This window comes from Microbacterium sp. NPDC077391, from assembly GCF_040686955.1.
In the GTDB taxonomy this organism is placed as follows: domain Bacteria; phylum Actinomycetota; class Actinomycetes; order Actinomycetales; family Microbacteriaceae; genus Microbacterium; species Microbacterium commune.
In genome coordinates, this window is the sequence record NZ_JBFBMI010000001.1 from 612,592 (window position 1) to 637,021 (window position 24,430).

At 70.2% G+C, this 24,430-nt stretch carries 21 protein-coding genes and 1 riboswitch; of the genes, 9 read left to right on the forward strand and 12 right to left on the reverse strand.

What is annotated here, in order from left to right; genetic code table 11:
• Positions 1–33: 33 nt before the first annotated feature.
• Positions 34–1,221: an amidohydrolase family protein gene (locus AB0O65_RS02745; RefSeq protein WP_363382869.1), complete on the reverse strand. Its 1,188-nt coding sequence runs from the start codon at positions 1,219–1,221 to the stop codon at positions 34–36.
• Positions 1,222–1,364: 143 nt separating this feature from the next.
• Positions 1,365–1,447, forward strand: a riboswitch (ZMP/ZTP riboswitch).
• 36 nt (positions 1,448–1,483) lie between these two features.
• On the opposite strand from AB0O65_RS02745, the gene glyA reads away from it, so the two are divergent.
• Positions 1,484–2,758, forward strand: coding sequence for a serine hydroxymethyltransferase (gene glyA, locus AB0O65_RS02750; protein ID WP_363382872.1), 1,275 nt, complete (start codon positions 1,484–1,486; stop codon positions 2,756–2,758).
• Positions 2,759–2,856: 98 nt separating this feature from the next.
• Positions 2,857–3,738: a bifunctional methylenetetrahydrofolate dehydrogenase/methenyltetrahydrofolate cyclohydrolase gene (locus AB0O65_RS02755; RefSeq protein ID WP_313477497.1), complete on the forward strand. Its 882-nt coding sequence runs from the start codon at positions 2,857–2,859 to the stop codon at positions 3,736–3,738.
• A gap of 77 nt (positions 3,739–3,815) precedes the next feature.
• Here the strand turns inward: AB0O65_RS02755 and AB0O65_RS02760 are convergent, their stop codons facing one another.
• From AB0O65_RS02760 to AB0O65_RS02795, 8 genes are all read right to left on the reverse strand, one after another.
• Positions 3,816–4,541 carry a DUF6882 domain-containing protein gene (locus AB0O65_RS02760; RefSeq protein WP_313477499.1) on the reverse strand — a complete coding sequence of 242 codons (726 nt, stop codon included), beginning with the start codon at positions 4,539–4,541 and terminating at the stop codon, positions 3,816–3,818.
• A 78-nt stretch (positions 4,542–4,619) separates the two neighbouring features.
• Positions 4,620–5,849, reverse strand: coding sequence for an MFS transporter (locus AB0O65_RS02765; protein ID WP_313477501.1), 1,230 nt, complete (start codon positions 5,847–5,849; stop codon positions 4,620–4,622).
• A 46-nt stretch (positions 5,850–5,895) separates the two neighbouring features.
• Entirely contained in the window at positions 5,896–6,699 is an 804-nt protein-coding gene (locus AB0O65_RS02770; protein WP_363382876.1) for an aldolase/citrate lyase family protein, read from the reverse strand.
• The gene (locus AB0O65_RS02775) at positions 6,684–7,472 is read right to left on the reverse strand and encodes a fumarylacetoacetate hydrolase family protein (RefSeq protein WP_071643518.1); all 789 of its coding nucleotides are present in this window, start codon (positions 7,470–7,472) and stop codon (positions 6,684–6,686) included. Before AB0O65_RS02775 ends, AB0O65_RS02770 begins: the two co-directional genes overlap by 16 nt.
• Entirely contained in the window at positions 7,469–8,635 is a 1,167-nt protein-coding gene (gene hpaD / locus AB0O65_RS02780; RefSeq protein ID WP_363382879.1) for a 3,4-dihydroxyphenylacetate 2,3-dioxygenase, read from the reverse strand. Before hpaD ends, AB0O65_RS02775 begins: the two co-directional genes overlap by 4 nt.
• A 119-nt stretch (positions 8,636–8,754) precedes the next feature.
• A complete protein-coding gene (gene hpaE / locus AB0O65_RS02785) occupies positions 8,755–10,275 on the reverse strand; it encodes a 5-carboxymethyl-2-hydroxymuconate semialdehyde dehydrogenase (RefSeq protein ID WP_363382882.1) in 1,521 nt (506 codons plus the stop codon).
• Positions 10,275–10,955, reverse strand: coding sequence for a GntR family transcriptional regulator (locus tag AB0O65_RS02790; RefSeq protein WP_363382885.1), 681 nt, complete (start codon positions 10,953–10,955; stop codon positions 10,275–10,277). The genes hpaE and AB0O65_RS02790 overlap by 1 nt, the downstream gene beginning before the upstream one ends.
• Positions 10,952–12,400: a fumarylacetoacetate hydrolase family protein gene (locus AB0O65_RS02795; protein ID WP_363382888.1), complete on the reverse strand. Its 1,449-nt coding sequence runs from the start codon at positions 12,398–12,400 to the stop codon at positions 10,952–10,954. The genes AB0O65_RS02790 and AB0O65_RS02795 overlap by 4 nt, the downstream gene beginning before the upstream one ends.
• A gap of 134 nt (positions 12,401–12,534) precedes the next feature.
• Between AB0O65_RS02795 and AB0O65_RS02800 the strand changes: the two genes are divergently transcribed.
• Positions 12,535–13,938: an MFS transporter gene (locus tag AB0O65_RS02800; RefSeq protein ID WP_363382891.1), complete on the forward strand. Its 1,404-nt coding sequence runs from the start codon at positions 12,535–12,537 to the stop codon at positions 13,936–13,938.
• Between the two features lie 95 nt (positions 13,939–14,033).
• Here AB0O65_RS02800 and AB0O65_RS02805 read toward each other — a convergent pair whose 3' ends face one another.
• Entirely contained in the window at positions 14,034–14,723 is a 690-nt protein-coding gene (locus AB0O65_RS02805) for an IclR family transcriptional regulator (RefSeq protein WP_313477514.1), read from the reverse strand.
• Between the two features lie 105 nt (positions 14,724–14,828).
• Here AB0O65_RS02805 and AB0O65_RS02810 point away from each other — a divergent pair, with 105 nt between their 5' ends.
• The 5 genes from AB0O65_RS02810 to AB0O65_RS02830 all read left to right on the forward strand — a co-directional run bounded on the left by AB0O65_RS02810 (position 14,829) and on the right by AB0O65_RS02830 (position 20,342).
• On the forward strand, positions 14,829–16,685 hold the full coding sequence (locus AB0O65_RS02810) for an FAD-dependent monooxygenase (RefSeq protein ID WP_363382893.1): 1,857 nt from the start codon (positions 14,829–14,831) through the stop codon (positions 16,683–16,685).
• Between the two features lie 92 nt (positions 16,686–16,777).
• Positions 16,778–17,770, forward strand: a complete 993-nt coding sequence (locus tag AB0O65_RS02815) for an ABC transporter ATP-binding protein (protein WP_363382896.1) — start codon at positions 16,778–16,780, stop codon at positions 17,768–17,770.
• Between the two features lies 1 nt (position 17,771).
• Positions 17,772–18,551 carry an ABC transporter permease gene (locus AB0O65_RS02820; RefSeq protein ID WP_071643510.1) on the forward strand — a complete coding sequence of 260 codons (780 nt, stop codon included), beginning with the start codon at positions 17,772–17,774 and terminating at the stop codon, positions 18,549–18,551.
• 31 nt (positions 18,552–18,582) lie between these two features.
• Positions 18,583–19,707, forward strand: a complete 1,125-nt coding sequence (locus tag AB0O65_RS02825; protein ID WP_363382899.1) for a histidine kinase — start codon at positions 18,583–18,585, stop codon at positions 19,705–19,707.
• Entirely contained in the window at positions 19,704–20,342 is a 639-nt protein-coding gene (locus AB0O65_RS02830; RefSeq protein ID WP_071643508.1) for a response regulator transcription factor, read from the forward strand. The genes AB0O65_RS02825 and AB0O65_RS02830 overlap by 4 nt, the downstream gene beginning before the upstream one ends.
• A gap of 33 nt (positions 20,343–20,375) precedes the next feature.
• Here AB0O65_RS02830 and AB0O65_RS02835 read toward each other — a convergent pair whose 3' ends face one another.
• Positions 20,376–22,034, reverse strand: coding sequence for a thiamine pyrophosphate-binding protein (locus AB0O65_RS02835; protein WP_363382903.1), 1,659 nt, complete (start codon positions 22,032–22,034; stop codon positions 20,376–20,378).
• A 275-nt stretch (positions 22,035–22,309) separates the two neighbouring features.
• Between AB0O65_RS02835 and AB0O65_RS02840 the strand changes: the two genes are divergently transcribed.
• Entirely contained in the window at positions 22,310–23,461 is a 1,152-nt protein-coding gene (locus AB0O65_RS02840; RefSeq protein WP_363382906.1) for a YihY/virulence factor BrkB family protein, read from the forward strand.
• A 30-nt stretch (positions 23,462–23,491) separates the two neighbouring features.
• On the opposite strand, the gene AB0O65_RS02845 is transcribed toward AB0O65_RS02840, so the two are convergent.
• Complete coding sequence (locus AB0O65_RS02845; protein WP_363382908.1) at positions 23,492–24,307, reverse strand: class II glutamine amidotransferase; 816 nt, start codon at positions 24,305–24,307, stop codon at positions 23,492–23,494.
• Between the last annotated feature and the right edge of the window lie 123 nt (positions 24,308–24,430).

Here is a 24,430-nt window from a genome sequence, read left to right on the forward strand (position 1 = left end):
GGACGCCATCCTCGTCGGTCGGTGCCCGCCCGCTCAACGGCGTGCGGCGTCTCCGACCCACACGCGCGCCACCTCGAACCCGGCGCTGAGCAGCACCGCATCCGCGACCATGCCGGGCCGCAGTGCACCCAGCGAGTCACCGCGGCCGATCGCCCGCGCGGGGGTGGCGGTGAGCGCCTGGACGGCGTCGCCCAGAGGAACCCCCGCCTCCACCGCCCGGCGGAGCGCCACGTCCTGGGTGAGCGTCGACCCCGCGATGGAGCCGGTGCCGTCGGTGCGAGCCATGCCGTCCTTCACCGTCACCTTCACCGCCCCGAGGTCGTAGTGCCCGTCGGCGCTGCCGGCCGCGGCCATGGCATCCGTGATCAGCGCGACGCGACCCGGCGCGATGTCGAAGAGCAGCTTGATGACGGCGGGGGAGAGGTGGAAGCTGTCGGCGATGCCCTCGAGCACGACCCGGGGGTCGGCCGCGGCGGTCAGCACGGGGCCCGGCGCGCGGTGGTGGATGCCGTTCATCGCGTTGAACGCGTGGGTGAGGATCGTCGCCCCGGCGTCGAACGCCCGTCGTGCGATGTCGGCATCGGCATCCGTGTGCCCGACCGCCGCCACCGCCCCGGCGGCGACGACCAGGCGCACCGCGTCGAGTCCACCGGGCAGCTCGGGGGCGATGGTCACTTGTCTGACGGTCCCCCGTCCGGCGTCGAGCAGCCGCGACACGTCGGCGGACTGCGGATGCCGCAGCAGCGACGGTTCGTGCGCGCCCTGGTGCCCCGGATCGAGGAAGGGACCCTCCAGGTGGCTGCCGAGGATGTCAGCGTCGGTCTCGACGAGGTCGGCGATCGAGGCGACCTGCTCCGCCAGCTCGTCGACCGTCGCCGTGACGAGCGAGATCACCGCGCGCGTCGTGCCGTGGCTGCGATGCATGTCGCGTCCGCGGCGGATGGCCTCGATGCCGTCGTCGTATGCGACACCCGCTCCGCCGTGACCGTGGATGTCGATGAAGCCGGGGGTGAGCAGGGCATCCGGTCCCGCGACCGCGGTCGCGTCGATCACCTCATCGGCGGGCGCCCAGTCGTCGCCGGTGCCGCGCGCTGCCACCCGTCCGTGCTCGAAGCGCACCCAGCCGTGCTCGACGATGCCGGCGTCGCCGTCCACGATCCGCGCGGAGTGGATCACGCGCGAGCCGCGGAAGTCGGTGGTGATCGCCTGTGTCAGGGGCATCGTCTGCTCCGGAATCTGTCGAGTGCCCGGCCGCCCGAAGCGCGGGGGGCCCGAGAGGATGATGAACCGAATGTATCGCGGCGAGGGAATGTGACGCGGAGGGCGCCCGCGCGCGGGGGACACCAGGCCTCGATCCGCTAAGCTTCTTGCGTCGCGACTGGCGTCTGGGTGGGTCACCACCGGGGAGCGGCCTCATAGGAATCGACCGCGCGCCTGGGCCGATGAGGAACACCCCTATTTCCCGTGTGAACAGGAGACCGTCATGACCGACCGCTACTTCAACGCCCCGCTCGCCGAGGTCGACCCCGAGATCGCCGAGGTCCTCGATCGCGAGCTGAAGCGTCAGCAGACCTTCCTCGAGATGATCGCGTCCGAGAACTTCGTGCCCGTCTCGGTGCTGCAGTCGCAGGGCTCGGTGCTCACCAACAAGTACGCCGAGGGCTACCCCGGGCGTCGCTACTACGGCGGCTGCGAAGAGGTCGATGTCGCGGAGGAGCTCGCGATCGCCCGCGCCAAGGAGCTGTTCGGCGCCGAGTTCGCCAACGTGCAGCCGCACTCCGGAGCCACGGCCAACGCCGCCGTGCTGCACGCCATCGCGCGCCCCGGCGACACGCTGCTTGGCCTCTCGCTCGACCAGGGCGGCCACCTGACGCACGGCATGAAGATCAACTTCTCGGGCCGGCTGTACGACATCGTCGCCTACGGCGTGAACCCCGAGACCTCGACGATCGACATGGACGAGGTGCGTCGCCTCGCCCTCGAGCACAAGCCGAAGGTCATCATCGCCGGCTGGTCGGCCTACCCGCGCACCCTCGACTTCGCCGCGTTCCGCGCGATCGCCGACGAGGTCGGCGCTCTGCTGTGGGTCGACATGGCGCACTTCGCCGGCCTCGTCGCCGCGGGCCTGCACCCGAACCCCGTGCCGCACGCGCACGTGGTCTCGTCGACCGTGCACAAGACCATCGGCGGCCCCCGCTCGGGCTTCATCCTCACCAACGACGCCGACATCGCGAAGAAGATCAACTCCGCCGTGTTCCCCGGTCAGCAGGGCGGCCCCCTCATGCACGTGATCGCGGCGAAGGCGACCGCGTTCAAGATCGCCGGCACCCCGGAGTTCAAGGAGCGCCAGGAGCGCGTGCTGCGCGGTGCGGCGATCATCGCCGAGCGCCTCTCGCAGCAGGACGTGAAGGACGCCGGCATCGCCGTGCGCTCGGGCGGCACCGACGTGCACCTCGTGCTCGTCGACCTGCGTGACGCCGAGATCGACGGCAAGCAGGCCGAAGACCTGCTGCACGAGATCCACATCACGGTGAACCGCAACGCGGTGCCCGACGACCCCCGCCCGCCGATGGTCACCTCGGGTCTGCGCATCGGCACCCCCGCGCTCGCGACCCGCGGCTTCGGCGACGCCGAGTTCACCGAGGTCGCCGACGTGATCGCGCTGGCGCTGCAGCCCGGCGCCGACGTCGAGGCGCTGCGCGCCCGCGTGGACGCGCTCGCCGCCGGCTTCCCGCTGTACCCCGACCTGCAGCAGTAAGCCGCACGAACACGCGTGAGAAACCACGTCGCGCGTGAGACACCCGTTGCGACGCGGTGTCTCACGCGGAATGTGGTCTCTCGATGAAGGGAGCGGTCATGACCGCGAAGATCCTCGACGGGAAGGCGTCCGCCGCCGCCATCAAGACCGAGCTGGCCGAGCGCGTCGCGTCGCTGCGCGAGCGGGGCATCGTGCCCGGCATCGCGACGGTGCTGGTCGGCGCCGATCCGGCGTCGCAGCTGTACGTCGGCATGAAGCACAGGCAGTCCGAGGCGATCGGGATGAACTCGATCCAGCGCGAGCTGCCGGCGGATGCCACGCAGGCCGACGTCGAGGCTCTGATCGACGAGCTGAACGCCGATCCCGACTGCCACGGGTACATCGTGCAGCTGCCGCTGCCGAAGCACCTCGACACCGATGCGATCCTCGAGCGCATCGACCCGGCGAAGGATGCCGACGGACTGCACCCGACCAACCTCGGGCGGCTCGTGCTCAACGTCAACGGCCCCATCCACACGCCGCTGCCGTGCACGCCGCGCGGCGTGATCGAGCTGCTGCTGCGCAACGACTACGACCTGAACGGCAAGCACGTGGTCGTGGTCGGCCGCGGGGTGACGATCGGCCGTCCGATGGGGCTGCTGCTCACCCGCCGTGCCGTCAACGCCACGGTCACCCAGGTGCACACCGGCACTCCCGACATGTCGCCGTACCTGCGTCAGGCCGACGTGATCGTCGCCGGTGCCGGGGTCAAGCACCTCATCAGGGCGGAAGACGTGAAGCCGGGGGCCGCGGTGCTCGATGTGGGCGTCACCCGCGAGGACGACCCAGAGACGGGGAAGTCCCGCGTCTACGGCGACGTGCACCCGGATGTCGCTGAGGTCGCCGGCTTCGTCTCGCCGAACCCCGGCGGCGTCGGCCCGATGACCGTCGCCCTGCTCATGACGAACGTCGTCGAGGCAGCGGAGCGCGCCGCCGGCTGATCAGGCGGTGCGGCGCCGGAGGCGGGTGGGGCCGTCTGGTGCCGGAGGCCGGCCGGCTGTCCGATGCGGGAGGCGGGTCAGGCTGTCGCCGAGAGCCGACCGCGGATGCCGGTGATGCGCGCGTACTCGTCGAAGTCGAAGGTCGCAGACCCCGTGGCGTCGGTGACCTCGGCCGCCGAGAACGCCTCGTCGGCCCACTCCAGCCGCCACCCGGCCAGGCGCGCGAGATCCCACACCGACGAGCGCGGATCGCTCAGCTCGAGGTCGCTCAGCACGCGGGGGAGGGCGGCGACCGCGGCGGCGACGGAGAGCGGGGGCAGCGGCACATCGAGCAGCAGCACCGCCCTGGATCCGCCGCCGAACGACGCGGAGTAGTACGGCGAGCGGCCCGTAATCTCGACGGCGGCCGCGCCGATCACGTCCGCGATGTCGGCGATCCACGCGTCCACGTCATCGCCGACGTCGTCGGGGAACGCCAGCTCACCCCGGGTCAGCTCGGTGATGCCGTGCTGCTCGCCGTACACACGCAGCGCGTCGGTGATGCCGCTGCGGTCGCCCTGCGGCATCGCCCACGACCACATCAGCGAGCGCGGACCGGGCGCGATGGAGACGAGCAGGTGCGGCACCGCCTCGAGGGTGCGGGCGAGGTCGTCGTGCGCGGTGAACGCGAACGTGCCCGTGGCCAGATCGGCATCCCAGCGGTGCTCGCCCAGCGACGAGGTCGCGGCGGCGAGCTGATCCTGACGGAGGGCGGTGAACAGGGCGGCGCGGTCGGCCAGCGCGCGAAGCGTCTCGAAGCTCATGCTTCCAGTCTGGCGGCGGATGCTATGACCCGCCGACGCGTCTTCTGAAAGGTGGCTATGGTCACGTCGTCGCCTGGATCAGTCCCGCGCGGTCGCCGCCTCAGTGCGGCCCATCCGCCACACGCTCGGCACCATGACCGTGGCGAGGGCGATCGCGGCGTACAGGATGCCCGAGGTGATCAGCACGGTCGCGGGGGCGGCGTGCGTGATCAGCCAGCCGTACACGAGCGTGCCGATCGGCATGACGACGAAGCTGCCGAGCATGTCGTAGCTCGAGACGCGGCTGAGCTTGTCGAGCGGGATGTTCTCCATCATCGCGACGTTCCACCCGGTGCTGAAGACCTCCGCACCGGCGCCGGCGAGGAACGCGGCGATCGCCACGATCACCACCGCGGGGTGCAGCCCGAGCATGGTCAGCGGGATCGCGAACAGGCTCATCCCCAGCATCCCGAAGCGCAGCGGCCGCCTCAGCGGGAACCACATCAGCACCAGCGTCATCAGCAGCACGCCGAGACCCTCCGCGCTGACCACCCAGCCCCACCCGGCGATGCCCAGGCGCTCGTCGTTCTTCGCGATGTAGGGGCCGACGACGCCCCACGCGCCGACGTGGATGGCGTTCATGATCATGAACGCGAGCACGACGACGACCAGCCACGAGCGGCTCCAGAACTCCGACCAGCCCTCGCGCAGATCGGCGAACAGCGAGAAGCCGCCGTCGCCGGCCGGCGGAGGCAGCCGGACCATGGCGAGGATCGGGATGGCGAGAAGCCAGCCCGCCATCTGCACGATCATCGCCCAGGCGGGGCCGACCGTGGTCACCAGGATCCCGGCGATCACCGGGCCGCCGATCGTGACGGCCGAACGCACGAACGAGAGCATGGCATTGGCCTGCTGCAGATTCTCGGGACTGGTCAGCTGCGGGATGATGCCCTGCATGGCCGGCATGACGAACGCCGTCGACGCGCCGTTCACCGCCGCGAGTGCGGCGACCGCGGGGATGCTCGCGGTGCCGGTGAACAGCAGCACCGCGATCGTGCCGATCGAGAGGATGTCGAGCACGTAGCAGACCTGGATCACCAGCGCGCGGGGAAGACGGTCGGCGACCACCCCGCCGAACAGCAGGAAGACGACGTTGGCGACTGTGAACGCGGTCAGCACGAGCGACAGGCTGAACGGGTCGTTGTCGATCTCGAGCACGGCGAAGGCCAGGGCGATCGACGACATCGCCCCGGTCACCATCGTGATGGCCCTGGCGAGGAAGAACCAGCGGAAGTTGCGGTCTGCCATCGCCGCGAGCCCGCGGCTCACGACGGCATCCTCGGGTCCTGCACCCGTCCATCCTGGCACCGGGACGTCAGTAGGTGTCGGTCTCGTCGGCTCCGGATGCCGGGATGAAGCGCGCCGCGAGCGCCTCCGCGCCTCGGGCGAGGATGGTCACATCGGCGCTCGCCGACAGGAAGTGCGCGCCTGCGGCGAGGTACGCGTCGGCGCCGGCCGGATCGAACGCGTTCACGCCGACCTTCTTGCCCGCGGCCGTGACCGCCTCGAACACGCGCTGCACGGCCGCGAGCACGTCGGGGTGCGACTGCTGACCGGGAAGGCCCATGGACGCCGCGAGGTCGGCGGGTCCGACGAGCACGCCATCGACACCGTCGACCGCGGCGATGTCGGCGGCGGCGTCCACGGCATCCGCGGATTCGATCTGCACGAGCAGCGAGATCGTCTCGGATGCATTCGGCACGTACCCGGCCACCCGGCCCCAGCGGCCGCTGCGGGCGAGGCCCGAGCCGACGCCGCGCACGCCCTCGGGCGGGTAGCGGACGGCCGCGACCGCCGCCTGCGCCTCTGCGGCGGAGCCGACCATCGGCACGAGCAGGTTCTGCGCACCCGTGTCGAGCACCTGCTTGATGATCACCGCGTCGTTCACCGGCACCCGCACGATCGTCGGCACCCGGTACGCGGCGATCACCTGCAGCTGCTGCTGCACGGAGACGACGGTGTTCGGACCGTGCTCCATGTCGATCAGCAGCCAGTCGATGCCCGACCCCGCGCAGATCTCGGCGTTCAGCGCCGTTCCGGTGCTCAGCCACATGCCGATCAGCGGACGATCGGCGGCGGCCAGCGCGTCGCGGAAGGTGGGCTCTAGACGAAGCGGCATGCGATCGTTCCCATCTCGCGGTAGTCGCACAGCACCTCGTCGCCGCGCTCGACCCACATCGGCCGTGTGAACGATCCTGCCAGGATGATCTCGCCGGCCTCCAGCCGCGCGCCGTGCTGGTGGAACTTGTTCGCCAGCCACGCCACGCCGGTGGCGGGATGCCCGAGCACGCCGGCGGCGACACCGGTCTCCTCGATCTGACCGTTCTTCGAGAGCACGCCGGGCACCCAGCGCAGGTCGATCTCGTCGGGTCGCATGTGCACGTCGCCGAGCACCATCGCGCCGTAGGCGGCGTTGTCGCTGATCGTGTCGACGATCGTGCGCCCCTCCAGCTCGATGTGCGAGTTGAGCACCTCCAGCGCGGGCACGGCGTAGTCGATCGCCGCGAGCGCATCGTCGAGCGTGCAGTCCGGCCCCTCGAGGGGCGAGCGCAGCACGAATGCGAGCTCGACCTCGATGCGCACGTTCGAGAAGTCGTCGAACGGGATCTCCGACCCGGTCGGGTAGACGGTGTCGTCGAACATCACGCCGTAGTCGGGCTCCGTGATCCCCGTCGCCTGCTGCATGGCGCGCGAGGTCAGGCCGATCTTGCGCCCCACCAGGCGACGCCCGGCGGCGACCTGCGAGTCGCGCCAGACGCCCTGGATGGCATAGGAGTCCTCGATCGTGGCATCCGGGTACCGGGCGGTGATGCGCGGCATCACGCCGCGCGTCCGCTCGGCCTCGGCCAGCTCCGCCGCGAGAGCGGCGATCGTCTCGGCCGGGAGGGTCACAGCTGGTGTCCGAGCTTGTACTCGCCCTGCTTCCACTCGGGCATGGACTCGTCGCCCTCGTCGGGACGGGTGTACGAGAAGCCGTCCGCGCCGATGGTCACGGCCATCTCGCTCGAGTCGGTGCGGGCGCGCACGGGCTGAGGGTTGCCGTCGAGGTCGAGCACGAGCGACGCGTCGGTGTACCAGCTGGGCACGACGGGGTTGCCCCACCAGTCGCGGCGCTGGTTGTCGTGCACGTCCCACGTGACGACCGGGTTGTCGGGGTCGCCGGTGTAGTAGTCCTGGGTGTACACCTCGACGCGGTGGCCGTCGGGGTCGCGCAGGTAGAGGTAGAACGCGTTGCTGACGCCGTGGCGACCCGGGCCGCGCTCGACCGCATCCGAACGGCGCAGCGCGCCGAGCTTGTCGCAGATGGCGAGGATGTTGTGCTTCTCGTGCGTCGCGAAGCACACGTGGTGCATGCGCGGGCCGTCGCCGCCGGTCATCGCCGTGTCGTGCACCGTGGGCTTGCGGCGCATCCACGCCGCGTAGACGGTGCCCTCGTCGTCCTGGATGTCCTCGGTGACGCGGAAGCCGAGATCCTGCATGTAGCGCACGGCGCGCGGCACGTCGGGGGTGACCTGGTTGAAGTGGTCGAGGCGCACGAGCTCGCCGGGGATGTGCAGGTCGTAGCGCCACGACATCCGCTCGACGTGCTCGCTCTGGTGGAAGAACTCGTAGGGGAAGCCGAGCGGGTCGACCACGCGCACCGAGTCGCCGATGCCCTTCACGAACCCGTCCGGGTTGCGGCGCACGTCGCAGCCGAGCTCGGTGTAGAACTCGACGGCGCGATCGAGGTCCTCGGGGGTGCGCACCCGGTACGAGAACGCCGCGACGGCTGCGATCTCGCCCTTGCGCAGCACGAGGTTGTGGTGGATGAACTCCTCGGTCGAGCGGAGGTAGATCGCGCTGTCGTCCTCTTCGGTGACGTACAGGCCGAGCACGTCGGCGTAGAACTCGCGCGAGGCGGCGAGGTCGGTGACGACGAGCTCCATGTAGGCGCAGCGGAGGATGTCGGGCGGGCTCGCGACGGGCGTCGCGATGGGATCGTCGGTGTGGATCGGCGCCTCCTGGCTCACGTAGAAGCCGGAGGAGGTGAGGGTCTTGCCTGCGTGGTCGGTCATGTCAGCGTCCTTGCTCGATGAGTTTCTTCGGAACCGCCCTTCGCTCCGGTATGAGTTGGTGCCGCCCGATCGGCGTCGCAGCGGCACGAACTCATACGGGAGCGAGAGGCGGGGGCGGGTCAGCGGGGGTCGGGGTCGTCCAGGTCCTGCTTGCCGAATGCGGGGTTGTGCGGTGCGCCGAGCGTGATGTGCACGCTCTGCTGGTCGGTGTAGAAGTCGATCGAGCGGTACCCGCCCTCATGCCCGAGCCCGGATGCCTTGACGCCGCCGAACGGGGTGCGCAGGTCACGCACGTTGTTCGAGTTCAGCCACACCATGCCCGCCTCGACGGCGCCGGCGAAGTTGTGGGCGCGCTTGAGGTCGTTGGTCCAGATGTACGCGGCCAGTCCGTACCGCGTGTTGTTCGCCAGCGCCAGCGCCTCCTCCTCGGTGTCGAAGGGCGTGATCGCGACGACCGGGCCGAAGATCTCCTCCTGGAAGATGCGGGCATCGGGGGCCACGTCGGCGAACGCGGTCGGGGCGACGTAGTTGCCGGTCGGGAAGCCCTCGGGACGGCCGCCGCCGGCGATCAGGCGGCCCTCGGTCTTGCCGATCTCCACGTAGCTCATGACCTTCTCGTAGTGCTCGGGGTGCACCAGGGCGCCGACCTCCGTGGTCGGGTCGTGCGGGTGGCCGACCTTGACGCGCTGGGCGATCGCGGCGAAGCGCTCGACGAACTCGTCGTAGACGCCGCGCTGCACGAGGATGCGGCTGCCCGCGGTGCAGCGCTCGCCGTTGAGCGAGAAGACGCCGAAGACGCAGGCATCCACCGCGGTGTCGAGGTCGGCGTCGTCGAAGACGACGGCCGGGCTCTTGCCGCCCAGCTCCATCGACAGCCCCTTCAGGAAGGGGGCCGCGTTGCCGAAGATGATCTGGCCGGTGCGGCTCTCGCCGGTGAACGAGATCAGGGGCACGTCGGGGTGCTTGACGAGCGCGTCTCCGGCGTCCTCGCCGAGGCCGTTGACGAGGTTGAAGACGCCCTGGGGGAGGCCGGCCTCTTCGAAGATGCCCGCCCACAGCGAGGCCGACAGCGGCGTGAACTCCGCGGGCTTGAGCACCACGGTGTTTCCGGTGGCGAGTGCGGGGCCGAGCTTCCACGACTCGAGCATGAAGGGGGTGTTCCACGGCGTGATGAGACCCGCGACGCCGATCGGCTTGCGGTTGACGTAGTTCATCTGCTTGCCGGGCACCTTGAACGCGTCGTCGGCCTGAGCGACGATCAGGTCGGCGAAGAAGCGGAAGTTCTCGGCGGCGCGGCGGGCCTGGCCGAGTGCCTGCGTGATCGGCAGACCCGAGTCGAACGACTCGAGTTCGGCGAGGCGCGCGTCACGCGACTCGACGATGTCGGCGATGCGGTGCAGCACACGCGAGCGCTCGCGGGGCAGCATGCGCGGCCACGGGCCCTCGGTGAACGCGCGACGGGCGGCGGCGACGGCACGGTCGATGTCGGCCTTCTTGCCGGCTGCGGCGTGCACGTACGTCTCATTGGTGACGGGGTTGAGCACCTCGAACGTGTCGCCGTCGACCGAGTCGACGAACTCGCCGTCGATGTAGTGCTGGATCTTCGTGGGGAGGTCTGCGGGGGTGTAGACGTCGGTCATCATCGTCCTTCTTCGCTGGTGGGGGAGTGCCGGGCAGCCAGGAACGCGTCCCGGGTGCGCCAGCGATGGCTTCGTGCGGACAGCTCGATCTCGAGCGGCTCGGCGCCGTCGCGGATCAGCTGGAGGATCTGCTCGTGCTCTTCGACCGAGTGCCGGGCGCGCCCCGGCACGTAGGCGAAGGTGGTGTCCCGGATGCCCGAGAGCCGGGCCCATCCGCGGTGCACGAGGTCGAGGATGTGCGGGTTGGGGCACGGCTCGAACAGCACCGCGTGGAACTGCTGGTTCAGCTGGGTGAAGCGGTGCGCGTCGAAGTGGTCGAGCAGGGCGCGCATCTGATCGTTGATCTGCTCGGCGCGGACGAGCGCCTCCTCGTCGAGCAGGGGAGCGGACAGCGCGGTCGCCGAGCCCTCGACCAGGCCGAGGGTCTGCATGGTGTGCGCGTACTCGTCCTCGTCGATCAGCGACACGTGCGCGCCCACATTGCGCTCGAAGGTGACGAAGCCCTCGGCCTCTAGGCGGCGGATCGCCTCGCGCACCGGCACGACGCTCATCTGCAGCTCGCGGGCGATGGCACCGAGCACGAGGCGGTAGCCGGGGCCGTAGGCGTGCGAGGCGATTCGCGAGCGAAGCCAGGTGTAGGCCTGTTCGGACTTGCTACCCTCCCGCACGAGCGTGCTCATCGGCTTGCCTCGTACTTCGCGCGCCACTCGGCGTTCATCGGGAACAGCCCGTCGACCGCGTTGCCCGCGGCGACCTGCTCGGCGATCCAGGCATCCTCGTCCTCCTGCGCGAGCGCCGCGTCGGCGACCTCCTCGGCGAGAGCCGCGGGGATGACGATCACCCCGTCGCCATCGCCGACGATCACGTCGCCGGGCTGCACGGTGGCTCCACCGCAGCCGATCGTGACGTCGAACTCCCACGGCACGTGCTTGCGGCCGAGCACCGAGGGGTGCGCGCCCTTCGAGAAGACCGGGAGGCCGATCTCGGCGACGGCGTCGAAGTCGCGGACTCCGCCGTCGGTGACGACGCCGGCGGCACCGCGGGTCTTCGCGCGCAGCGCGAGGATGTCGCCGAGCGTGCCGGTGGTCTCGTCGCCTCGGGCCTCGATGACGATGATCTCGCCCTCGTCGACCGCGTCGAAGGCGCGCTTCTGCGCGTTGTACCCGCCGCCGTGGCTGGTGAAGAGGTCTTCGCGCGCCGGCACGAAGCGCAGGGTCTTGGCCGTGCCGACAATCTTCGCGCCCGGCAGGTTGGCGGAGAGGCCGTCGATGAAGCAGGAGCGCAGACCGCGCTTGCGCAGCTGGCTGGACAGGCCGGCGGTCGGGGCGGCCTCGAGCTTCGCGCGCAGCTCGGGGGACAGGCCGCTCTGCCGCTCGACGGCGGGCAGACCCGCGAGCTCGCGCGAGCCCCATGCCTCGGCGCGCTGGAGGTCGTCGACGGCGGGCATCGAGCCGAGTGCGGGGTCGAATTCGACCTCACCCTGCGTGACCGTCGTGCGCAGCCGCCCTGACGACGGGGCGCCGGGGGCATCCGGAGCATCCACCTCGATCTCGACCACGTCGCCGGGCACGATCACGCTCGACCCGGCCGGGGTGCCGGTGAGGATGATGTCGCCCGGTTCGAGCGTGAAGTGCTGCGAGAGGTCGGCGACCAGCTGGGGGAGGGGGAAGAGCAGGCCGGCGGTGGTGTCGTCCTGGGCGAGTTCGCCGTTCACCCACGCGCGCACCCGCAGCGCTGCCGGGTCGACCGATGCGGCGGCGATGAGCTCAGGCCCGACGGGTGTGTATCCGTCGCCGCCCTTCGACCGCACGTTCGAGCCCTTGTCGTTGGCGCGCAGGTCGTACAGGCCGAGGTCGTTCGACGCGGTGACGGATGCCACGTGCGCCCACGCCTCGTCGACCGAGACGCGGCGAGCCGCGGTGCCGATGATCAGTGCGATCTCGCCCTCGAAGGCGAGCAGCTCGGTGCCGGCGGGGCGCTCGACCACGCCGTCGGTGGCGGCGAGAGAACTGGCGGGCTTGAAGAAGTACGAGGGGGCGGCGGGGCGACGGCCGCGCTGGTCGGCACGGGAGACGTAGTTGAGGTGGATCGCGATGATCTTGCCTGGTCGGGCGAGCTCGGTCATAGGGCGCCTCCTTGCCGGGTGCACGGGCGACTCTGAGGAGTCCTTGTGCGTCGTATTCGAAATCGTATATGATCCTTCTGCGGGTGGCAAGCATTCCTGCAGACCACCCCCGACAGAGCCGTCAAAGGAGCATCATGAACGAGCAGTCCCGCCGTTCCCGGGCATCGCGACCCCCCGAGGGATTCACCCCCACCGGCACGATCGCCAATGCGGCCGATCGTCGCCGCGTCGTGTTCGCGACGGTGGTCGGAACCACCGTCGAGTGGTACGACTTCTTCATCTACGCGACCGCGGTCGGACTGGTCTTCGGCCAGCTCTTCTTCGCGCCGCTGGGCGCGAACAGCATCCTGATCGGCTTCGCGACCGTGGGCATCAGCTTCCTGTTCCGTCCGCTCGGCGCCTTCCTCGCCGGGCACTTCGGCGACAAGGTCGGCCGCAAGGTGGTGCTGATGTGGACGCTGATCCTGATGGGGGCGGCGACCGCACTGATCGGCGTGCTGCCCACCTACGACGCGATCGGCATCGCCGCCCCGCTGCTGCTGGTGCTGCTGCGCATCCTGCAGGGTCTGTCGGCGGGAGGCGAGTGGGGTGGCGCGGTGCTGATGGCCGTCGAGCACGCCCCCAAGGCCAAGCGCGGCATCTTCGGCGCCTCGCCCCAGATCGGTGTCCCGCTCGGTCTGCTGCTGGCCTCGGGCGTGATGGCGATCATGACGGCGGTCGCTCCGGGCGAGCAGTTCCTGTCCTGGGGCTGGCGCATTCCGTTCCTGCTCAGCGTCGTGCTGATCCTCATCGGCTACTACGTGCGACGCAACGTCGAGGAGAGCCCCGTGTTCGCCGAGCTCGCCGAGCGCAAGGAGGAGGCGCGGATGCCGGTCGTGCAGCTGTTCCGCAAGCACCTGCTGCTCGTGATCGTCGCGGCGCTCGTCTTCGCCGGAAACAACGCCGTGGGATACATGACCACCGGTGGCTACATCCAGAACTACGCCACGAACCCGGACGGCCCGCTCGCTCTCGAGCGCGGACCGGTGCTGTGGGCTGTCACCGGCTCGGCGGTGACCTGGCTGCTCTCGACGCTGCTGGCGGGCTTCGTCAGCGACAAGCTGGGGCGCCGCACCACCTACATCATCGGGTGGGTGATGCAGCTCGCCGGTGTGTTCGCGCTGTTCCCCCTGGTCAACACCGGCGACATCGGTCTGATGTTCGCGGGCCTCGCGATCCTCACCCTCGGACTCGGCTTCACGTATGGCCCGCAGGCGGCGCTGTACACCGAGCTCTTCCCCGCCAGCATCCGCTTCTCCGGAGTGTCGATCTCGTACGCGATCGGCGCGATTGCCGGCGGTGCGTTCGCCCCGACCATCGCGACTGCGCTGGTGCAGGCGACCGGGACGACGATGTCGGTCACGTGGTACCTCGCGGGCATGACCGTGATCGGACTCATCGCCACGCTGCTGCTCCGCGATCGCAGCGGCATCCCGCTCGGTCCCGACCACGAGGCCGAGCAGGCGGTCAGCCCGATCCGCGGCCTCGCCAGGGCCTGACCTCCCTCGCCTCCGGCTGCTGAACCTCCGCGGGCCTGGAGGCGACTCGCGTCGTCCTCCAGGCCCGTCTTCGTCGTCCGGGGGCCGGTGCGCGCTCAGCCGTCGAGAGCGGCCCGGATGACGTCCACAGTGCGCTGCAGGCGCGCGGCGATGTCGGCATCCGCGACTCGGGATGCCACGTGCACCACCGCGAGAGCCGCCGGACGAACGCCGCGCAGCGGCAGCGGCACGGCGATCGACTTGAGATTCGGGATCACCTCGTCGTGGCTGAGCGCGTAGCCGCGCACGCGCACGGCCTCGACCTCGGCGCGCAGCGCCGCATCGACGGCGGGCCACTCGGCATCGCGCAGCTGGGCGAGGATCGCCTTGCCCGGCGCGCCGACCGTGACCGGATGCCTGGTGCCCGGCCGCTGCGCGACATTCGCGACGGCATGGCGCGGCTCGACGCTGGTCAGGGTGATCACCTCGTCCCCGTCGAGCACGGCGAGGAAGGCGGTGTGGCCGAGCTCGTTCGCCACCGCGGTCAGCTCGGGCAGGGCCTCGGCGTGCAGGTCGTGCGCGACGCCGGCGGCGAGCGCCGCCATGCGCGGCCCCAGGGCCATCCGCCCGGACGCGTCGCGCACGACGAGCCGGTGGTCTTCGAGCGTGCGCAGCAGGCGGTACGCGATCGAGCGGTGCACGTCGAGTCGGGTCGCGACCTCGTCGATCGACAGCGGGCCGTCGGCGAGGACCTCGAGGATCCGGATGCCGCGGCTGAGCGTCTGTGAAGCGGGGGCGGCCGTCATCGGCGGCTCCTGTTCTCTTGTGGCGGCCTGCGCCGTCGTATACGATCTGTTCAATAGTAGAACGCTGTGTTCCAATATAGAACACGCCGGAAGGAATCGACGACGATGCAGTTCCACCACCACGGCTATGTCTCCCACGACCCGCGGGTTCTCCCCGCCGAGGGGCTGGGAATCGACCGGCCCGACGCCCTTCCCGACGAGGTGGACGTGCTCATCGTCGGCTCCGGGCCCGCCGGCATGCTGCTCGCCGCCCAGATGTCGCAGTACCCGCACGTGAACACCCGCATCATCGAGAAGCGCGACGGTCGCCTCGTGCTCGGTCAGGCCGATGGCATCCAGCCGCGCAGCGTCGAGACCTTCCAGGCCTTCGGGTTCGCCGAGCGCATCGTCGCGGAGGCGTACAACATCGGCTGGATGAACTTCTGGGGACCCGACCCCGAGAACCGCCAGAACATCGTCCGCACCGCCCGCACGGCCGACTACGCGTACGACATCTGCGAGTTCCCGCACCTGATCGTCAACCAGGCGCGGGTGCTCGACTACTTCGCCGAGGCCGCCGCCGACGGACCGGGACGCATCGTGCCCGACTACGGCGTGGAGTTCGTCGGCCTCACGGTGCACGGCGAGGGGGAGTACCCCGTCGAGGTGCAGGTCATGGATGCCGGCGAGGAGCGCACCATCCGCGCGAAGTACGTCGTCGGCTGCGACGGCGCCCGCAGCGGGGTGCGCAAGGCGATCGGGCGCAAGCACGTCGGCAACGCCTCCGCGCACGCATGGGGCGTCATGGACGTGCTGGTGAACACGGACTTCCCCGACTGGCGCACCAAGTGCGCCATCAACGCCGAGGCGGGCAACATCCTGCACATCCCGCGCGAGGGCGGCTACCTCAGCCGGATGTACATCGACCTCGGCGCGGTCGCCGCTGACGACGACCACCGCGTGCGCCAGACGCCGATCGAGGAGATCATCCGCAAGGCGAACGAGATCCTGCATCCGTACTCCATCGACGTGAAGGACATCGCCTGGCACAGCGTGTACGAGGTCGGCCACCGGGTCACAGACGGGTTCGACGACGTGATCGACGGCAGCGGCCGCACCCCGCGCGTCTTCCTCACCGGCGACGCCTGCCACACGCACAGCGCGAAGGCCGGCCAGGGCATGAACGTCTCGATGCAGGACGGCTTCAATCTCGGGTGGAAGCTCGGCTCGGTGCTCACCGGCCGCAGCCCCGAGTCCCTGCTGGCGACCTACGGCGCCGAGCGCAAGCCGGTCGCGCAGCAGCTGATCGACTTCGATCGCGAGTGGTCGAGCCTGATGGCCCGCAAGCCCGAGGAGATCTCCGACCCGCAGGAGCTCGCGACCTTCTACCTGGGCACGGCCGAGTTCCCCTCCGGGTTCATGACGCAGTACACCTCGTCGATGATCATCGGCACCGACGCGCACCAAGCGCTCGCGGCCGGCTTCCCGCTGGGCAAGCGGTTCAAGTCGGCCGAGGTCACCCGGGTCTGCGACGGCAATGTGATCCACCTCGGCCACCACGCCCGCGCTGACGGACGCTGGCGCGTCTACGCCTTCGGCGACGCGTCGGGAGAGCGACTGAACACCTGGGCTTCGCAGGCCGCCGACGTGTTCGCGCGCTTCACCCCGGACGACGGCGATGCCGATGCGGTGTTCGACGTGAAGGCGATCCACCAGGGCTCGTACGAAGACGTTGAGGTGACGACGGCACCCGAGCTGTTCGCCCCGAAGACCGGGCCGCTGGGGCTGACCGACTGGGAGAAGCTCTACGCTGCGGCTCCGAGCAAGTGGAACGACACCGACATTTTCGAGACGCGCGAGCTGTCGCGCGACGGAGTCGTGGTCGTCGTGCGCCCCGACCAGTACGTCGCCGCGATCCTGCCGCTGGACGCGGTCGACGAGCTCGCCTCCTTCTTCGAGGGGGCGCTGCTGCCGGCATCCTGAACCTGGCGTGCGCGCGGGGCATGACGAGTGTCACGCCGAGATCGTGACGCTGCCCTCCGGATGCCGTCGTGCCGAGCGGCCACGCTGGAAGCATGCCAACAGTCACTGAGAGACCACCTGCCGCCCAGGCGAACGCCGTCGCCCGACCGCACGCCGTCGTGGGCGACACCGCGCCGCCGATCGCCGTCGAGTTGCGCGGCGTCCGCCGCCACTTCGGCTCCGGTGACCAACGCGTCCGCGCCGTGGACGGACTCGACCTCACCATCCGCCGCGGCGAGGTGGTCGCGCTGCTCGGGCCGAACGGGGCCGGCAAGACCACCACGCTCGACATGCTGCTCGGCCTCAGCGAACCCGGCGAGGGCAGCGTGCGCGTGCGGGGGATGGTCCCCGCCGCGGCTGCGCGCCGGGGAGCGATCGCCGCGGTGCTGCAGACGGGCGGACTGCTCGCCGACCTCACGGTCGGCGAGACCGTGCGCCTCATCGCGTCGCTGCACGGTGCGGCGGCGATGGCACGCGTTCCGTCTGTGCTGACGAAGGCAGACCTGACCGCGCTCGTCGGCCGCCGGGTCGCTAAGTGCTCGGGCGGCGAGCAGCAGCGCGTGAAGTTCGCCCTCGCTCTGGTCGCCGATCCCGGCATCCTCGTGCTCGACGAGCCCACCGCGGGCATGGACGTGACGGCGCGGCGTCGGTTCTGGGATGTGATGCGAGCGGATGCCGACGCCGGGCGCACGATCATCTTCGCCACGCACTACCTCGAGGAGGCGGAGCAGTTCGCCCATCGCACGGTGGTGATGCACCGTGGCCGAATCGTCGCAGACGCCCCGACCGCGCAGCTTCGCGTCGGGCTCGGCGCGAGGGGTATCGCCGCATCTCTGCCCGCCGATGATGAGGATGCCGCCGGCATTCTGCGCCGGCTCCGCGAATCGGAGGACGCCACCGATGTGCGCGTTGACGCCGGGCGGCTGACGCTGCGAGCGAGCGACTCGGATGCCATCGCCGCGGCGCTCCTCGCGGCCGGCTGCCGCGACCTCGAGATCACGGCGCCTACTCTCGAGACCGCCTTCACCGCTCTCACGGAGGACTGATATGACCATCGCCACGACCGCGCCGCCGCGGCTCTCACTCACCATGCTGCGCATCGAGGCCATCCGGCAGCTGCGTAACCCGTACACTCTCGCGTTCACACTCGCCATGCCCGTCGTGATGTACCTGCTCTTCGGTGCGACGGCCGGCTACGCCGAGCTGTCGGCCGGAAACGGCAACGTGTCGTTCTACGTGATGATCTCGATGGCGGCATACGGAACCGCGGTCGCGATGAGTTCGCTGACCTCACTGGCGGCCGCTGAGGCGCAGCAGGGCTGGGGGCGCCAGCTCGCGATGACCCCGCTGAGCACGGCCGGCTACGCGCTGACGAAGCTGCTCAACGCGCTGGGGTTCGCCGCGCTCGCCCTGGCCGCTGTGTTCGTCACCGGCATCCTCACAGGTGCGGCGGCCGACGAGACCTGGCGCTGGTTCGCCGTCGCGGGGATCGTCCTCGGAACCGGGCTGATGTTCGGACTGTACGGGCTGGGGGTGGGGCTCTTCTTCAACACCGACTCCTCCGCAGCGCTGGCATCGATCTCGATGACCTTCTTCGCCTTCTTCGGCAACGTGTTCATGCCGCTCGACGGCGTCATGCTCGACATCGCCCGACTCACCCCGCTGTACGGCTTCGTGGCGCTCAGCCGCTGGCCGCTCACCGACGGCACCCTCACCACCGGGCAGACCGACCCGCTCTGGGCGGTGCTGGTGAACATCGTCGTCTGGGTGGCCGTGTTCGCGGCTCTGGTCTTCGCGGGTGTGCGGCGCTCCCGCCGGCGGCGATGAGCACGGTGCGGATGATCAGTAGGTTGGAGTCATGACAGCGCAGCAGGGCGGCACCGAGCGCCCCGCCGCGACCACGTCGCACTGGGATCGCTACGGATGGCTCATGGCGGTCGTCTGGATGATCTTTCTGGCGTACCCGGTGATCGCTCTGCTGCGCTCCGACGCGTCGCGCGCGTGGATCGTCACCGGGTGGGTGGCACTGGTCGTGTTCGCCGCTGTGTACGTCGTCGGGTTCGTGCGCGGCAGTCGCGGTGGCGGCGGACTCGGCTCTCCGCCTGTGCCCGGACAGTGGATGCTCTTCGCCGTGCTGATCGTCTGCGCGGCGCTGTCGGCGCCGGCGGAGGGGCCGCTGGCGCTGAGCTTCCTGCCCTTCATCATGTCGTTCGCCTCGTACGGCCTCACGCGCGCGGCGCACTGGGTCACCTCGATCGTCGCCGTGCTGATGACTGCCGCCTGCATCTTCCTGCTGCCCGGTGGCACGTCGTACTTCGCTCTGCTGGTGGTCGTGATGCTGCTCGGGGTGGTGAACACCGTCTCGACCTGGCTGATCATCCGTTCGGCGCAGGCCGAGCGGCTGGGGCTCGAGCTGGCCACGAGCGAGGGGCGGGAGGCGCTCGCACGCGACGTGCACGACCTCATCGGACACTCGCTCACCGTGGTGCAACTGAAATCACAGCTCGCCGCGCGTCTGATCGATTCCGATCCTGAGCGGGCGAAGATCGAGCTCGCCGCCATCACCGCCCTGACCGCAGAGGCGCTCGCCGCCGCACGCGCCACGGTAGCCGGAGCGCGCAGCACCACACTGGGCGAGCAGCTGGCCAGCAGTGGCGAGGCGCTCGCTGCCGGGGGAGTGACGCTGCAGGTGCGTGGAGCACCTGACGCGCTCTCACCCGCACAGGAGCTGACGGCGAGCTGGATTCTGCGCGAGGCGACCACGAACGTGCTGCGACACAGCGCTGCCCGTCAGGCGCGGGTGACAGTGTCGCCGGGCCGGCTCGTGATCGAGGACGACGGACGCGGTCTCGACGAGGGTCAGACGGCGGCAGCAGAATGCAGCGGCATCCGCGGCATGCGCGAGCGCGCCGCAGCTGCGGGCGCAGCGTTCCGCATCGGACCCGCTGCGGAGGCGGGCACGCGAGTGGAGGTGCGCTGGTGAATCGGACACCCGCATGCACGCCGACCGACAGCATCCGCCTGCTCGTCGCCGACGACCAGGCCCTGGTGCGCGGTGCGCTCGCCGCGCTGCTCGAGCTGGAGCCCGACATCGACGTGGTCGGCGCGGCAGCGGACGGCGAGGAGGCGCTGCGCCTCGCGGTCGCCCTCACGCCTGACGTCTGCCTGATGGACATCCAGATGCCGGGGATCGACGGCATCGAGGCGACCCGTCGCCTGCGCGAGGCCAGCCCGGCCACCCGGGTGCTGATCGTGACGACATTCGCCCGTCCCGGCTACCTGCGAGATGCACTGGAGGCGGGCGCGAGCGGATTCATGGTGAAGGATGCGCCCGCCGAGCAGCTCGCCGACGCCGTGCGACGCACGCATGCCGGACTGCGGGTGCTCGATCCGGCGCTCGCCGAGAAGAGCCTGTTCGAAGGGGCGAATCCGCTCAGCGACCGGGAACGGCAGGTGCTGCGGCTGGCCGCCGACGGCAGGTCGGCGGCAGCGATCGCAGCAGAGGTCTTCCTCTCCGCCGGAACGGTGCGCAATCACCTGTCGGCCGCGATCGGCAAGACCGGCGCCGGAAACCGCGCGCAGGCGGTGCGCGTCGCGCAGGACAAGGGCTGGATCTGAGCCGTCGCCCGGGGTGACACCCGGAGGCCCCGCTCAGGAGTTCACGCGGATGATCTCCTCCTGGTACGGGGCGATGACCTTGCCCGAGATTCGCAGGTCGAGCACGAGGAAGCGGCGGTCGGCCGGATCTTCGGATGCCCAGGTGCGCAGCCGCTCGAGGTCGGCGAGCGTGCGCACCACGACGCCCTCCGCGCCGACGGCTGCTGCGAACGCGGCGAAGTCGACCTCGGGGATGAGCATCGGCTCTTCGGCGAGGCCCTTGAGTCCGTACAGATTGACCTCGGCACCGTAAGCCGCGTCGTTCCAGATCACCGCGACGCCCCGGCCTGCGGCCGCGCGCACGGCGGATTCGAGGTCGGCGATCGCCATCAGTCCGCCGCCGTCGCCCGAGGTCAGCACGATCGTCTGCTCGGGACGGGCGCGGGTGGCGCCGACGACGCTCGGCCAGCCCTGCCCGATCGACTGGAAGGCCGTGCCGATCATCATCATGCGGTCGGGAGCGGCGACCGGCCAGTACATGTTGGCCCAGCCGATGAAGTGGCCGCCGTCAGAGACGACGACGCGGTCCTCCGGCAGCAGCTCGGCGATGCGGCGTGCGGCAGAGCGCGGGTCCAGCCGCCCGTCGGGCGCGAGTTCGTCGCCTTCTGCGTAAGCGCGAGCGGATGCCACGTCGACCGATTCGCGCCAGGCGGCGTGCCCATCGGCAGCGGATGCCGGGCTGAGCCTCTCGACGAGCGCCTCGGCCGCGAGACGTGCGTCCGCGCGCACGTAGCCGCCGATGTGCGCGTGCGTCGCGGCCGGTGCCACGTCGATCTGGAAGACGCGCGTGCCGGGGGCGAACAGTTCGCCGAAGCGCATCGTGAACTGGTTGAGGGAGGCGCCGAAGACGACGACGACGTCGGCCTCGCGCACCAGCTGCATGGCGCCGTCGGCGCCGAATCCGCCGGTCACGCCGAGGTCGTAGCGGGCGTCGGGGAAGACGCCCCGGCCGAGGGCGGTGGATGCCGTGAGCGCCCCGGTCGACTCCGCGAGGGCCCCCAGGGCGTCGCGCGCGCCGGCGAGCCAGGCGCCGCGGCCGGCGAGCAGGAACGGACGCTCGGCCGAGCGCAGCGCGTGCGCGATCTCGTCGAGCATCCCGTCTGCGAACTCGCCGCGCGGCGCGAGCGGTGCGGGGATGCGCGGCATGGGTGCCGGCGCGACGGCGCCCGCCTCGAGCGATGCGACGTCGTACGGGATGGCCAGCACGACGGGCACGCGGTAGGTCAGGGCGTGCTCGATCGCGATGACGGTGGTCGCGGCGGCGTCGGCGTGCCCGGTCGTATAGGTGCGCGCGCCGACGGCCGATGCCATCGCGATCTGATCCACATCCCACGGGCGCGGGCCGGAGGTGGGCTCGTCGCCGACGACGAGCACGAGCGGCACGTGCGCCTGCACGGCCTCGGCCAGCGCCGTCAGGGTGTTCGTGAACCCCGCACCGTACGTCGAGGTGGCGGCGGCGATGCGACCGGATGCGCGGAAGTGCGCATCGGCGGCGACCACAGCGCCCTGCTCGTGGCGGACGGCGGTGAAGACGGCGTCGGTCTGCTTCTCGAGCGCATCGAGGAAGTACGCGTTGCCGTTGCCCATCACGCCGAAGACGTGGTCGATGTGCTGGGCGAGGGTGAGGGCCACGTGAGCGGAGACGGTGGGCATGGTGAAGCGCCTTTCAAGACAGGAACGGAGGAATCCGTATATGTCTCGCGCCTCGTCGCGGAGTGCTTCGTGCCCCTTTTTCGAGCACCGGCCTGACGGGCCGGACTCTCCGATTCTATCCGGCGCACCTGCGCGGGTGAACGCTCGCCCGCGCCGAAGGATAGCCCCCGCGCTGCGATGCGTCGAGGCCGTGGTGGCGAAAGGCTCAGCGGCGCAGAGTGGATCGCTCAGCAGCACGACCGCAGCAGCACGACCGCACCACCACGGAGGGCACCATGTCGGGAAACCTGGAGCAGCCGGCCTCGCAGGGTGATGCCGAGACCAGCACCGCGAAAGAGCGGCAGGCGCCGCCACCCGACGACGCGCGCAAGCCGCAGACCCCGCCCGAGATCGACAAGCCCTCGTGGAAGTACGTGCTCAAGCGGGCCGTCGCCGAGTTCTCGCGCGACCGGTGCACCACCCTCGCCGCGGCGCTGACGTACTACAGCGTGCTGGCGATCTTCCCCGCCCTGCTCGCCGTCGTCTCGCTGGTGGGGCTGTTCGGGCAGGCTCAGCAGACCACAGACCTTCTCATCGGTGTTCTGGGGCGTGTTGCCGACGAATCGGTCGTGGAGCTGCTTCGTCAGCCGATCGAGCAGCTGGCGCAGTCGAACTCGGCGGGCCTCGCCCTCATCATCGGTCTGGCCGGCGCCATCTGGTCGGCCTCGGGGTATGTCAGCGCCTTCTCGCAGGCGATGAACACCGTCTACGAGATCGATGAGGGTCGTCCGTTCTGGAAGCTGCGCCCGATGGTGCTGCTGCTCACCGTCATCCTGCTGATCATCGCGGTGGCGATCGTGCTGCTGGTGATCGTCTCCGGACCGATCGCCGAGGCGATCGGCGAGACGATCGGGCTCGGAGAGGTGGCGCTCACCGTGTGGAGCATCGCCAAGTGGCCGGTCATCGTGCTGCTCGCCATCCTGGCCCTGGCGATCCTGTACTACGGCAGCCCCAACGTGAAGCAGCCGAAGTTCCGCTGGATGAGCCTCGGAGCGTTCGTGGCGCTGGTGATCATGGTGATCGCCTCGCTCGGCTTCTTCTTCTACGTGATCAACTTCGGCAACTATCAGAAGACGTACGGCAGCATCGCCGGCGTCATCATCCTGCTGCTGTGGCTCTGGATCGTGAACCTCTCGCTGCTGTTCGGCGCCGAGTTCGACGCCGAGATGGAGCGGGGCCGGCAGCTGCAGGCCGGCATCGAGGCGGAGGAGAGCATCCAGCTGCCGCCGCGCGACGACCGGCAGAGCAAGAAGATGCAGGAGAAGGAGCAGAAGACCATCGAAGAAGGTCGACAGCTGAGACTGCGCGCGGAGAACGACTCCCGCGACGATGACGACGACCGGCGCGGTGGGGACGCCAGGCGCGATGAGGACGCGCCGAAACGCTGATCGCAGGTCGTCGATCTAAGCGGTGGGCATCTAGCCGTGCAGGGCGTGCTCTGCGGCGAGGTCGAGCGTCGACACCGAGCGGTCGTCGAGCCGGATCGCGGTGACGGTCTCGGCCGGCAGGGGAGTCCAGCCGTCGCCGGCGACACCCGTCGACCCGACCGCGATCGTGCCGTCGGCGCTCTGGCGCCACCGCAGCGCGAAGTAGTCCTCGTTGTGCTCGCTGGGCAGCACATCGGCCAGCGGGGCGAGGCGGGAGAGATCGTGGTCGGTGAGGATGCTGGTGGCGCTGGCATGCACGACGACGAGCTGCTCTTCATCGAGCACCAGCGCGTTCAGGCTGGCGAGCGGGAACAGCTCTCGCAGCATCGCGGCGGCCCGCGTCGTCGCCTCGTGCAGGCCGAGACCCTCGGCGACCTGCTCGCGGATGAGCGCGAAGTACATCTCGCTGTCGGTGGTGCCGGTGAGCGACGCGACGCTCTCGGGCGAGAGCAGCGACCTCAGCTGCTCGAGCGGCTTGATCGAGCCGTTGTGCGCGAAGGCGATGCCGTCGGCGGTGAAGGGATGCGCGTTGCAGTCGAGCACAGGCAGGCCGGCGGTGGCCCAGCGCAGGTGCACGACGGCCGCACGGCACTCGGCGTGCATCGCCTGCTCGAACGCCGCATCGCCGACCGCGGATCGCGCCGACCGGTGCGCCGCGGGCGGCTGCCCGGGGGCGCCGACGTCCGCCCAGCCCCAGCCGTCGCCGTGCAGGCGCGCCAACGAGAGCAGGCTCTCCATGCCGTCTCGGCCCAGCTCCCGGTGGGCAGTGGAGCGATCGGGCGAGACGAAGGCGAACAGGCGGCACATGGTGGAAAGACCTCGGAAATCGGGATGAGGGATGCGGCGGGCGACGCGATCCCTCCTTCGTTTCTACCTCATCCCGGCTGGACAGGCGCGGAATCCGTTCGCCGGTCCGTCATCGGTGTAACA

Excerpts from the sequence above, each read along its gene's own strand:
- glyA (WP_363382872.1), top strand. The coding sequence starts at position 1,484 with ATGACCGACCGCTACTTCAACGCCCCGCTCGCCGAGGTCGACCCCGAG.
- AB0O65_RS02815 (WP_363382896.1), top strand. The coding sequence starts at position 16,778 with ATGCCAACAGTCACTGAGAGACCACCTGCCGCCCAGGCGAACGCCGTC.
- AB0O65_RS02760 (WP_313477499.1), bottom strand. The coding sequence starts at position 4,541 with ATGAGCTTCGAGACGCTTCGCGCGCTGGCCGACCGCGCCGCCCTGTTC.
- AB0O65_RS02840 (WP_363382906.1), top strand. The coding sequence starts at position 22,310 with ATGTCGGGAAACCTGGAGCAGCCGGCCTCGCAGGGTGATGCCGAGACC.
- AB0O65_RS02825 (WP_363382899.1), top strand. The coding sequence starts at position 18,583 with ATGACAGCGCAGCAGGGCGGCACCGAGCGCCCCGCCGCGACCACGTCG.
- AB0O65_RS02845 (WP_363382908.1), bottom strand. The coding sequence starts at position 24,307 with ATGTGCCGCCTGTTCGCCTTCGTCTCGCCCGATCGCTCCACTGCCCAC.
- AB0O65_RS02810 (WP_363382893.1), top strand. The coding sequence starts at position 14,829 with ATGCAGTTCCACCACCACGGCTATGTCTCCCACGACCCGCGGGTTCTC.
- AB0O65_RS02835 (WP_363382903.1), bottom strand. The coding sequence starts at position 22,034 with ATGCCCACCGTCTCCGCTCACGTGGCCCTCACCCTCGCCCAGCACATC.
- AB0O65_RS02795 (WP_363382888.1), bottom strand. The coding sequence starts at position 12,400 with ATGACCGAGCTCGCCCGACCAGGCAAGATCATCGCGATCCACCTCAAC.
- AB0O65_RS02820 (WP_071643510.1), top strand. The coding sequence starts at position 17,772 with ATGACCATCGCCACGACCGCGCCGCCGCGGCTCTCACTCACCATGCTG.
- AB0O65_RS02800 (WP_363382891.1), top strand. The coding sequence starts at position 12,535 with ATGAACGAGCAGTCCCGCCGTTCCCGGGCATCGCGACCCCCCGAGGGA.
- hpaE (WP_363382882.1), bottom strand. The coding sequence starts at position 10,275 with ATGACCGACGTCTACACCCCCGCAGACCTCCCCACGAAGATCCAGCAC.
- AB0O65_RS02790 (WP_363382885.1), bottom strand. The coding sequence starts at position 10,955 with ATGAGCACGCTCGTGCGGGAGGGTAGCAAGTCCGAACAGGCCTACACC.
- hpaD (WP_363382879.1), bottom strand. The coding sequence starts at position 8,635 with ATGACCGACCACGCAGGCAAGACCCTCACCTCCTCCGGCTTCTACGTG.
- AB0O65_RS02770 (WP_363382876.1), bottom strand. The coding sequence starts at position 6,699 with ATGCCGCTTCGTCTAGAGCCCACCTTCCGCGACGCGCTGGCCGCCGCC.
- AB0O65_RS02745 (WP_363382869.1), bottom strand. The coding sequence starts at position 1,221 with ATGCCCCTGACACAGGCGATCACCACCGACTTCCGCGGCTCGCGCGTG.
- AB0O65_RS02755 (WP_313477497.1), top strand. The coding sequence starts at position 2,857 with ATGACCGCGAAGATCCTCGACGGGAAGGCGTCCGCCGCCGCCATCAAG.
- AB0O65_RS02805 (WP_313477514.1), bottom strand. The coding sequence starts at position 14,723 with ATGACGGCCGCCCCCGCTTCACAGACGCTCAGCCGCGGCATCCGGATC.